Source organism: Pseudomonas sp. R11F, assembly GCF_050312575.1.
Classification (GTDB): Bacteria; Pseudomonadota; Gammaproteobacteria; order Pseudomonadales; family Pseudomonadaceae; genus Aquipseudomonas; species Aquipseudomonas palleroniana.
On record NZ_JBNPJU010000041.1, the window covers coordinates 19325 to 30321 of the forward strand.

Genomic DNA, 10997 nt, shown 5'->3' on the forward strand with positions numbered 1-10997 from the left:
GACTCGGTCTGAATGTGGGAGGGGGCTTGCTCCCGATAGCGGTGGGTCAGCTACAGATGTATCGACTGACAGTCCGCCTTCGGGAGCAAGCCCCCTCCCACATTAGACCTGTGTGGTCTGTGGGAGCTTCACCATGTTGAACACCTTGCTGCCTATCCTGTTATTTGCCGCTCTGGGCCTCGCGGTCCTCGGCGCCCTGCGCCGGGTGAACATGTGGCGCCGTGGTCGTGCCTCGAAAGTCGACCTGCTGGGCGGCCTACTGGCCATGCCCAAGCGCTACATGGTCGACCTGCACCATGTGGTCGCCCGCGACAAATACATTGCCAACACCCACGTCGCCACGGCGCTGGGCTTCGTGCTGTCGGCGCTGCTCGCCATCCTGGTGCATGGTTTCGGCCTGCAGAGCCGCATCCTGGGCTACGCCTTGCTGCTGGCCTCGGTGCTGATGTTTGTTGGCGCCACCTTCGTCTACCTGCGTCGGCGCAACCCGCCGTCGCGCCTGTCGAAAGGCCCTTGGATGCGCCTGCCGAAAAGCCTGATGGCGTTCTCGGTGAGCTTCTTCCTGGTGACCTTGCCGGTGGCCGGGATTCTGCCCGCCGACTTCGGCGGCTGGTTGCTCGCGGCGATCTTGAGCGTGGGGGTGCTGTGGGGCGTCTCGGAGATGTTCTTCGGCATGACCTGGGGCGGCCCGATGAAGCACGCCTTTGCCGGTGCCCTGCACCTGGCCTGGCACCGTCGCGCCGAGCGCTTCGGCGGCGGGCGTTCGACCGGTTTGAAACCGCTGGACCTGCGCGATAAAACCGCGCCCCTGGGTGTGGAAAAACCCAAGGATTTCACCTGGAACCAACTGCTCGGCTTCGACGCCTGCGTGCAGTGCGGCAAGTGCGAGGCCGCCTGCCCGGCCTTTGCCGCCGGCCAGCCGCTGAACCCGAAAAAACTCATTCAAGACATGGTGGTCGGCCTGGCCGGCGGCACCGATGCCAAGTTTGCCGGCAGCCCGTATCCCGGCAAAGCCATCGGCGAGCATGGCGGCAACCCGCATCAACCGATCGTCAACGGCCTGGTGGACGCCGAGACCTTGTGGTCGTGCACCACTTGTCGCGCGTGCGTGGAAGAGTGCCCGATGATGATCGAGCACGTGGATGCCATCGTCGACATGCGCCGCCACCTGACGCTGGAAAAAGGCGCCACGCCGAACAAAGGTGCCGAAGTCCTGGAAAACCTGATCGCCACCGACAACCCCGGCGGTTTCGCACCGGGTGGCCGGTTGAACTGGGCGGCGGACCTGAACCTGCCGTTGCTCAGTGACAAGGGCAGCTGCGAAGTGCTGTTCTGGGTCGGTGATGGCGCTTTCGACATGCGCAACCAACGCACCCTGCGCGCCTTCGTCAAAGTCCTCAAGGCCGCCAAGGTCGACTTCGCCGTACTCGGCCTGGAAGAACGTGACAGCGGTGATGTGGCACGCCGCCTGGGCGATGAAGCCACCTTCCAGCTGCTGGCCACGCGCAACATCCAGACCCTGGCCAAATACACCTTCAAGCGCATCGTCACCTGCGACCCGCACAGTTTCCATGTGCTGAAAAACGAATATGGCGCCTTCAACGGCAACTACCTCGTGCAGCACCACAGCACCTTCATGGCCGAGCTGATCGGCGAGGGCGCGCTGAACCTGGGCCAGCACAAGGGCAACAGCGTGACCTACCACGACCCTTGTTACCTGGGCCGCTACAACGGCGAATACGAAGCCCCGCGCCAGGTGCTGCGTGCGCTGGGGATCGAGGTCAAGGAGATGCAACGCTCCGGTTTCCGTTCGCGCTGCTGCGGCGGCGGTGGCGGCGCGCCGATCACCGACATCCCCGGCAAGCAACGTATCCCGGATATGCGCATGGAAGATATCCGTGAAACCGGTGCCGAGCTGGTGGCCGTAGGGTGCCCACAGTGCACGGCGATGCTTGAAGGGGTGGTCGAGCCTCGGCCCTTGATCAAGGACATCGCTGAACTGGTCGCCGACGCGTTGCTCGAAGACGCCGCACCGGCCAAAGCCCCCTTGAAACGTGAACCTGCGGAGGTGCACTGATGAGCGACATTATCCGCCGCGACCCACGGGCCGAATGGATTGCACGTAACCGCCTGCACCCGCTGCATGCGGCGATGCAGCCGGTGCAACACAGCTGGATGGGGCCCAACGGCATCCTGCGCAAGAACGTGCATGGCGTCGGTTTCATCGGCCCCAATGGCATCAAGCGCATCGACCGCAGCGGCGCCCAGCAGGGCGGCGCGAGCAAACGTACGGCTGCCGCCGAAGTGCAGTTGCCACTGCATCAGGTAGCAGCGCCTGCGTTCTATATCAACGTGGTGCCGGACATGGTCGGCGGCCGATTGAGCAGCCACGACCGCGACTTGCTCGGCCTGGCCCGACAACTCGCCGGCAGCGACGGCGCCGTGCTGGTCGTGGTATTTGGCGAGCACAAGGAAAGTACCTTTGCCACGGCCGGTGTCGATCGCCTGCTGGTGCTGGAAGGGCATGAGTTCGACGGTTATTCACCGGAGCAACGCGTGCAAGGTTTGCGCGCTGTGGATAACCAGTTCAACCCGCGTCACTGGCTGCTGCCCGATAGCCGCAGTGGCGGCGGTGAGTTGGGCCGGCGGTTTGCCGCCAGCCTCAAGGAGCGCCCGGCCACGCGGGTCTGGCAGATCAAGGGCGAGGAGTGCATCGGCCGTGCCGGCGCCGGCCAGGAAGACTTGGCCCGGCCGCTGCCACGCTTGATTCTGGCGGCCGCCGAATGTGCCGACCCGGTCAGCGAGACCCGTCACGAAGTATTGCCCGTGGAGTTATCCACAACCCTGGCTCGCAGCCTGCCGCGAATCGAAGACCTCGGTGCGGTGGCGGTGGACCCGGCGGCGATTCCCATGGCCGAAGCCGAATTCATCTTCTCTGGCGGTAACGGCGTGAAGGATTGGGCGCTGTTCCACCAGACCGCTGCCGCCCTGGGCGCTACCGAAGGCGCGTCGCGGGTGGCGGTGGACGACGGCTTCATGGCGCGCGATCGCCAGGTCGGCGCCAGCGGCACCTGGGTCACTGCCCGTGTGTATGTGGCCGTGGGGATTTCCGGGGCGATCCAGCACCTGCAAGGCATCGGTGCCTGCGACAAAGTGGTGGCGATCAACCTCGACCCCGGTTGCGACATGATCAAGCGTGCCGACCTGTCGGTGATCGGCGAGAGCGCCGCGATATTGCAAGCCTTGATCGAGGCGGTGGCGGCCTACCGCAACGGCGCCAAGCGCGATGCAGCTTAGGACTATGACCATGACGACGAATGTAATCAGCCTGGTTTCCATTGGCGCCCATCCCACTTCCGGGCGCCCGCGTCGTGCGGAGCAGGATGCGCGTGCGGTCGAACTGGGCCTGCAAATGGCTGGGGATAAGTTGCAGGTGTTGCACGCCGGCAACGTTGCCGAACCGACGTTGCGCAGTTATCTCGGCATGGGCTTGCCGCAACTGCATGTGCTGGAACAACCGGCCGGCAGCGATGCCTTGCCGGTGCTCGGTGAGTATCTGCGCGACGCGGGGGCCCAGGTGGTACTCGCCGGCAGCCAGGCGGAAACTGGTGAAGGCTCGGGTATGTTGCCGTTCCTGCTGGCCGAGCAATTGGGCTGGCCGCTGATCGTGGGGCTCGCCCAGGTGGAGTCTATCGACGGCGGCGTCGCCCATGTGCTGCAAGCCTTGCCGCGTGGCCAAAGGCGGCGCCTGAAGGTGCGCCTGCCGTTCCTCGCCACGGTGGATAACGCGGCGCCCAAGCCTCGGCAGAGTGCCTATGGCCCGGCGCAGCGCGGCGAGTTGGAGGCGCATGAGGTTGAAGTGCTGGAGGATGAGTTATTCATAGGCGCCGTGCTGCAGCCGGCCAAGCCTCGGCCCAAACGCCTCAAGGTGATCAAGGCCAAGAGCGGTGCCGACCGGATGAAGGCGGCTACCGCCAAAGCCAGTGGCGGCGGTGGCCAGGTGCTCAAGGGCCTCAGCCCGCAAGCGGGCGCCGAAGCCATTCTCAAGCTGCTGGTTGAGGAAGGCGTGGTTCGCTGATCCTTGTAGGAGCGAGCTTGCTCGCGAAGAACGTTAACGATAATGCAGCGTGCCCGGTTTGACGCGGCGCTCTCAGGTTCTTCGCGAGCAAGCTCGCTCCTACATTACCCACAATCCCTGTTGAATCGTCTGTGGATAACCTGTTCGCGGTTGTCCACACCCCATACAGATCAAGCCCTGTAGCCCTCTGTACGAAAAACAACCAGTCTAACTGGCGGTTTTTTATAGGTTTTTTCCTGACTTCATGCATTTCATTGTGCAGACTTTCCCCCAAAGTCTGTTGGCGCTTCTGTGGATAAGATGTTCGCTATTGGCTGGAACCCTTATGAATAAAGGCTTTCAAGGAGTTGGTCAAAATTTGATCTATTTCGGCTTTTTGTGCTCTGAAAATCCTGAATGCCGTGTTTTGTGAAGGTTTGGAGTGGTTTTCCACAGCGCAGCTGAAGTTGCCCCCAAAGTCTGTTGGTGGTTCTGTGGATAAGGTGTTCGCGTACTACTACAGGCCACGTTTTACGTAGCTTGTAGAGTTGTGGTTAAAAAATGATCAGCGCCTGCTTGATATCATCCACTTGAACAAGTCACGGATTTTCTTCAGTTAATTCCTGAGGGGGAGCGCAGTTGCCCACAATTGCTGTGGGTGGCTTTGTGGATAAGTTGTTGGGCGAAGGCTGGAGGGCCGGGAAATCAAGAGGCATCCGGGGGCTGGATGTTTTTTGTACAAACCAGCCCCTGGAGGATCAACGCGTTATTCGTGAACCGCAACGCCCTTGAGGTACGGCGCCGGAGCGGCCCCCAGGTTGCTCAACATGCGCTCGCTGTACCAATCCACGAAGTTGACCACGCCGAACTCATAGGTCTTGGAGTACGGGCCTGGCTGGTAAGCTGTGGAGTTGATACCGCGCTGGTTTTCTTCGGCCAGGCGACGGTCCTGGTCGTTGGTGGCGTCCCACACCTGGCGCATACGTTCCACGTCATAGTCCACACCCTCTACGGCGTCCTTGTGCACGATCCACTTGGTGGTGACCATGGTTTCCTGGGCGCTGATCGGCCACACGGTGAACACGATGATGTGGTCGCCCATGCAGTGGTTCCATGAGTGGGGCAGGTGCAGGATACGCATCGAGCCCAGGTCCGGGTTCTTGATGCGCCCCATGAGTTTGGCGCAGCCCTGCTTGCCGTCCATGGTCATCGACACGGTGCCCTTGAGCAGCGGCATGCGCACGATACGGTTACGCAAGCCAAAGCTGGCATGGGCGTAAGGGATTTTCTCGGCCTCCCAGGCAGCGGCGGAGGCGGCTACATGGTCCTTGAACGCCTGGTCGGCGCGGGGGTCGGTGACGTCGTCCCATTCCAGCAGGGTTTTCAGCAGTTCGGGGTGCGAGGCGTTGCAGTGGTAGCACTCGCGGTTGTTCTCCAGCACCAGCTTCCAGTTGGCTTTTTCCATCAAGGTGGTTTGCACCGCCACCTTGGTGTTCTCCATGTCGTAGGGTTCCATGTAGTGATTCAGGGTCGACAGGAAGTCGTCGATGGCCGGCGGGTTTTCGGCCAGGCTGATGAAGATGTAGCCGCCGGCGGTCTTCACATTCACCGGTTTCAGGCCGTACTGCTTCATGTCGAAGTCGGCGCCCATCTCGGTGCCGGCGAACAGCAGGCGACCGTCCAGTTCGTAAGTCCACTGGTGGTAGTGGCAGACCAGCTTGGCGACCTTGCCCTTGTCGCTGGTGCACAGGCGTGAGCCACGGTGGCGGCATACGTTGTGGAACGCATGCACCACGCCTTCGGCGCCACGGATCACGATGATCGGGTTCTTGCCCACTTGCAGGGTCAGGTAGTTGCCCTTGGTGGGGATCTCGCAGGTCATGCCGGCGATCAGCCACTCTTTCTGGAAGATCTCCTGCATGTCGATATCGAACAGCCGGTCATCCGAATAGAACGGTTGTGGCAGCGAAAAGGTGCGCTCGCGTTCTTGCAACATTTGCGCGGTGGCCTTGCGTGCGGGTTCCAGCGGATCGCCCAAGCTTAAGGTTGCGGTGACGTCCATCGTATGTGTCCTCATGGCCATTCAGTGTGGCCGGCGAATAGTGGCTACGGTTGTACTACGCAAGGCGTAAAGAAAGCGTCGTTGTTGGGGGTGAGTGTGGGGCCGCCGACTGCCAGAACCTTGTCCATTAGCGACATGGCCCACTCTGATCCCGACGCGCAACCCCCGTGGTATGGGGGCTGGTCGCGATAAGTATGTGAATGTCGCAGATAGGTAAATGGGCGCATTCGGCGTTACGCAAAATCGCCATCATCAGGCCGACCTACGGCTACGGAGAACAGCATGTCCAATAACTTCCTGAACCCGGTAACTACCCAGACCTGGGCCAATGGTCGGCATATCGTCCGTTGCGTCAAAGTCATCCAGGAAACCTGGGACGTGCGCACCTTTTGCTTCATGGCCGACCAGCCGATCCTGTTCTTTTTCAAGCCGGGGCAATTCGTCACCCTGGAACTGGAAATCGACGGCCAGCCAATCATGCGCTCGTACACCATTTCCAGTTCGCCATCGGTGCCGTACAGCTTCTCGGTGACGATCAAGCGCGTCCCGGGCGGCCGGGTTTCCAACTGGTTGCACGACACCCTGCATGAAGGCCAGGAGTTGGCGGTGCACGGGCCGGTCGGGCTGTTCAATGCCATCGACTTCCCGAGCCCGAAAGTGTTGTACCTCAGCGGTGGTGTCGGTATCACGCCGGTGATGTCCATGGCCCGTTGGTTCTACGACACTAACGCCAACGTCGACATGACCTTTATCCACAGCGCCCGCTCGCCCAAGGACATCATCTATCACCGCGAGCTGGAACACATGGCGTCGCGCATCGATAACTTCAGCCTGCACCTGATTTGTGAGAAGCACGGCTTGGGTGAGCCTTGGGCGGGGTATCGCGGTTACCTGAATCACAAGATGCTCGAACTGATGGTGCCGGACTTCCTGGAGCGCGAAGTGTTCTGCTGTGGTCCAACGCCCTATATGAACGCCGTGAAACGCCTATTGGAGGCTGCAGGCTTCGACATGGCGCGCTATCACGAAGAATCCTTCGGGGCTACGCCGCCGGAAGCCCGCGCCGACGCGGTGGAGCAGGCCGAGCAAGCCGCCGAGGCGCCGGAAATCGATCTGGCGGATTTGCATCAAGTGGAGTTCATTGCTTCAGGCAAGAGCATTCGCGTGGCACCGGGTGAAACGGTGCATGCCGCAGCGGCCAAGCTTGGGCTGCTGATTCCAAAGGCGTGTGGCATGGGCATCTGCGGAACGTGCAAGGTGATGAAGCTGGGTGGAGAGGTCGAGATGGACCACAACGGCGGGATTACTGAGGAAGACGAAGCCGAGGGTTACATCCTGTCGTGCTGCAGCGTGCCTAAAGGTGATGTGCGAATCGAGTTCTGATCCACTCAGCTCGTTCCCACGCTCACCGGCCCAACTCACGCAAGGCTTGCGGTGTGACGCAGAGCGTCACGGGCTGCATGCCCACGCGGAGCATGGGCACGATCACCGGCGCAGCTCGTTCCCACGCTCCGCGTGGGAACGCCGCCAGGGACGCTCTGCGTCCCGCCTTCACGCAAGGCTCACGGTGTGACGCAGAGCGTCACGGGCTGCATGCCCACGCGGAGCGTGGGCACGATCACCGGCGCAGCTCGTTCCCACGCTCCGCGTGGTAACGCCGCCAGGGACGCTCTGCGTTCCGCTTTCACGCAAGGCTTGCGGTGTGACGCAGAGCGTCACGGGCTGCATGCCCACGCGGAGCATGGGCACGATCACCGGCGCAGCTCGTTCCCACGCTCCGCGTGGTAACGCCGCCAGGGACGCTCTGCGTTCCGCTTTCACGCAAGACTTGCGGTGTGACGCAGAGCGTCACGGGCTGCATCCCCACGCGGAGCGTGGGGACGATCACCCGTTCAGCTCGTTCCCACGCTCCGCGTGGTAACGCCGCCAGGCACGATCATCGGCTCGCGAGCTGTCAGTACCAGCGTTGGATGTCGATCAGCCCTGGCATTCCGGCATAGTTGCGGGCACTCGAATACCTCCAGTGTTCAGCCAGATCCACGTAACCCCGTTTGACCGGGTTATGGTGGATGTAATCGAGCTTCTGGTGCATCACAGCCTCGCTGTACACCAACTCCGCGTGTGAGCCCTCCTGCCAAAGCTGATAAGCCCGATCCGCCTTGTGTGCGCGTTTGCTGAAGCGCAGGCGTTGCAAAACACGTTCTGCGCCTTTGCTCTGCAGGTCATCAATGATGGTTCGGGCAGTGAAGGACTTGAATCGGCTGACGCATTTGCCAGGGTCAGGCGCCTGGGCGACGAAATGCAGATGGTTCTCGAGAACGACATAGCCGTAAAGGTTCAAGGCTTCATGGCTCTGTTGGTATCGCCAGCAATCCAGAAGATGGCCGACGATGTAATCGCGGGTAAACAACGGTAGCCATTCCATGACGGTACAGGTCAGGAAGTGTGGTTTCTCGGGTTCGGTGATGACGTAGCGGCTTCTGCCCATGGGGTCGTCCTTGCATCGGGGGCGGCTTGGGCGCAGAGCGCGCGGGGCATGCATTCCCACGCGGAGCGTGGGAACGATCGATCAAGGAGGGTTATTGGGCGTAGATGTGGACGACGAAGTGCTGGCCTGATGCTGTCAATTCATAGACTTTATCGTAAATCCGCAGTGTGCGCGATGGCTCTCGGATGGTGTCACCGACTTTTGCGTACTTCCTGAATTCATCCCAATCGATGACGGTGGTGCTGATAGTGCCGTCGCTTTGCAGAGTGTCGCCGTTGCTTTGGTATTCCATGGTTTGTCTCTCTTCTGGATTTCCGTTTCCAGCCGGGTATGCGGCAGGCGGTTAGCCCGAAAGGGGGGCTGTGCAGCGGCCTGTTCCTTTCGGGTTCCAAGAGGCTAGTCAATGAAATTCCAGTGTGTGGCTGTCAGAAATATCAAATAACAGACTCGGCGTTACGCCAGTATCAGGCACCCATCACTGTCCGAATATCCGCGGCTAATTCTCTTACACGCTCCTCCTCGGTATCCCACGCACACATGAAGCGTGCGCCACCTTTGCCGATGAAGGTGTAGAAGCGCCAGCCCTTGGCCGTCAGTGCGGCAATGGCTGGTTCCGAGAGCTGCAGGAAGACGCCGTTGGCCTGCACCGGGAACATCAGTTCAACCCCTGGAATATCCGCCACCAGGCTGCTCAGCAATTGTGCGCAGTGGTTGGCGTGCCGGGCATGCTTGAGCCAGGCGTCGTTTTCCAGCAGGCCCACCCAGGGGGCGGAGAGAAAGCGCATTTTCGACGCCAGTTGGCCGGCCTGTTTGCAGCGGTAGTCGAAGTCTTCAGCCAGTTTGTGATTGAAGAACAGGATCGCCTCGCCTACGGCCATGCCGTTCTTGGTGCCGCCAAAGCACAATACGTCCACACCGGCTTTCCAGGTCAGGTCGGCGGGGGAGCAACCGAGGAAGGCGCAGGCGTTGGAGAAGCGCGCGCCGTCCATGTGCAGGTTCAGGCCCAGTTCCTTGCAGGTGGCGCTGATGGCGCGGATTTCATCCGGGGTGTACACGCTGCCGACTTCGGTGGCCTGGGTCAGGGTTACCACGCGGGGTTTGGGGTAGTGGATGTCCTGGCGCTTGAGGGCGATCTCGCGGATGGATTCCGGGGTCAGCTTGCCATTTTCGGTGCGGGCGATGAGCAGCTTCGAGCCGTTGGAGAAAAACTCCGGCGCACCGCACTCGTCGGTTTCGACGTGGGCGGTTTCCGAGCAAATCACGCTATGGTAGCTCTGGCACAGTGAAGACAGTGCCAGTGAGTTGGCTGCGGTGCCGTTGAAGGCGAAGAACACTTCGCAGTCGGTTTCGAACAGATTGCGGAAACCGTCGGCGGCGCGGTGGGTCCATTCATCATCGCCGTAGGCGCGTTGATGCCCCTGGTTGGCTTGTTCCATGGCGGCCCAGGCTTCCGGGCAGATGCCGGAGTAGTTGTCGCTGGCGAATTGTTGGCTCTTGTCGGTCATGGCCCATTCCTGTGGTCGATGTTGGTGCGCACTGTAACCAAGATTGTCGGGCATACGCACGCGCTGTAAATGCAGAGTCACTGGGGAATTATGCACGGTACTGAAACGATGGCTGTCGGACGTGTCCGCGATGGCGCTCTGGACCTGCTCAAGTGGCTGGCGCTGCTGAGCATGGTGCTGGATCACCTGCGCTATGTCGGCTTAAGCCTGGATGGCTTGTATGTGCCGGGGCGCCTGGCGTTCCCGTGGTTTTGCCTGGCGATTGCGGCGAATCTGCATCGGGGCCGCGACCTGCCGGCAAGAGGCCGCTGGCGCTATCTGGGCTGGTTGTTGCTGTTCAGCGCGATCAGCGAAGTACCGTACCGGTTGTTTATCGAGGATGCCGATACGTTGAATGTGCTGCCAACCTTGGCGCTGGGTTTGCTGGTTGCCCGAGGATGGCAGCAAAAGGGCCGGGTTGATCGAGGCATGGCGCTGGTCGCCGTCACGATAGCCGCCCTGTTTTCAAGCCACTTAATGTTCGGTTTCTTTGGTGTATTGCTGCCATTGGTGATGCTGCTGGTGTTCCGTCGCCGATGGTATTTCAGTGTGTTGCCGGGCTTGGTCTGCGTGGCCGCCAACCAATGGCAGATATTGCTCGATAACGGCACGCCGGTTGCGCTGATGGGATTGGTTGCCTGCCTGATTTCGCCACTGGCGGGCCTGGTCTTATTGCGACACGCCAAAAACGCCTCGCCGCCCGCCATGCGCCGCTGGGCCTATACCCTCTATCCCGTGCATTTCCTGCTGCTGCTACTCGTTCGTCAAGCTATCGCCTAACCCCTTGGGGGAGGGGGCTTGCTCCCGATAGCGGTGTGTCAGCCACTGCATTTGAAAGCTGGCCCA

At 61.1% G+C, this 10997-nt stretch carries 9 protein-coding genes; 5 read left to right on the plus strand and 4 right to left on the minus strand.

All coding sequences use genetic code 11. The features are described from left to right. Positions 1-133: 133 nt before the first annotated feature. The 3 genes from dgcB to ACQRBV_RS11525 are packed head-to-tail and all read left to right on the plus strand — an operon-like array spanning position 134 to position 4078. Positions 134-2077 (plus strand): dimethylglycine demethylation protein DgcB, encoded by a 1944-nt coding sequence (dgcB, locus tag ACQRBV_RS11515; protein ID WP_060753370.1) that lies wholly within the window; start codon positions 134-136, stop codon positions 2075-2077. After that, the gene (locus ACQRBV_RS11520; RefSeq protein WP_090368339.1) at positions 2077-3297 is read left to right on the plus strand and encodes an electron transfer flavoprotein subunit alpha/FixB family protein; all 1221 of its coding nucleotides are present in this window, start codon (positions 2077-2079) and stop codon (positions 3295-3297) included. The genes dgcB and ACQRBV_RS11520 overlap by 1 nt, the downstream gene beginning before the upstream one ends. Before the next feature lie 10 nt (positions 3298-3307). Continuing rightward, positions 3308-4078: an electron transfer flavoprotein subunit beta gene (locus tag ACQRBV_RS11525; protein ID WP_411985350.1), complete on the plus strand. Its 771-nt coding sequence runs from the start codon at positions 3308-3310 to the stop codon at positions 4076-4078. Between the two features lie 745 nt (positions 4079-4823). Here ACQRBV_RS11525 and gbcA read toward each other — a convergent pair. Further along, positions 4824-6119, minus strand: coding sequence for a glycine-betaine demethylase subunit GbcA (gene gbcA / locus ACQRBV_RS11530; protein ID WP_244700860.1), 1296 nt, complete (start codon positions 6117-6119; stop codon positions 4824-4826). Between the two features lie 282 nt (positions 6120-6401). Here gbcA and gbcB point away from each other — a divergent pair, with 282 nt between their 5' ends. Then, on the plus strand, positions 6402-7502 hold the full coding sequence (gene gbcB, locus ACQRBV_RS11535) for a glycine-betaine demethylase subunit GbcB (RefSeq protein ID WP_060753366.1): 1101 nt from the start codon (positions 6402-6404) through the stop codon (positions 7500-7502). 571 nt (positions 7503-8073) lie between these two features. On the opposite strand, the gene ACQRBV_RS11540 is transcribed toward gbcB, so the two are convergent. The 3 genes from ACQRBV_RS11540 to ACQRBV_RS11550 all read right to left on the minus strand — a co-directional run bounded on the left by ACQRBV_RS11540 (position 8074) and on the right by ACQRBV_RS11550 (position 10112). Continuing rightward, positions 8074-8607: an REP-associated tyrosine transposase gene (locus ACQRBV_RS11540; RefSeq protein WP_411985351.1), complete on the minus strand. Its 534-nt coding sequence runs from the start codon at positions 8605-8607 to the stop codon at positions 8074-8076. A gap of 91 nt (positions 8608-8698) precedes the next feature. After that, a complete protein-coding gene (locus ACQRBV_RS11545) occupies positions 8699-8899 on the minus strand; it encodes a hypothetical protein (RefSeq protein WP_090368345.1) in 201 nt (66 codons plus the stop codon). A 172-nt stretch (positions 8900-9071) separates the two neighbouring features. After that, positions 9072-10112, minus strand: coding sequence for a low specificity L-threonine aldolase (locus ACQRBV_RS11550; protein WP_060753363.1), 1041 nt, complete (start codon positions 10110-10112; stop codon positions 9072-9074). Between the two features lie 90 nt (positions 10113-10202). On the opposite strand from ACQRBV_RS11550, the gene ACQRBV_RS11555 reads away from it, so the two are divergent. Next, entirely contained in the window at positions 10203-10931 is a 729-nt protein-coding gene (locus ACQRBV_RS11555; RefSeq protein ID WP_411985352.1) for a TraX family protein, read from the plus strand. Positions 10932-10997 lie beyond the last annotated feature (66 nt).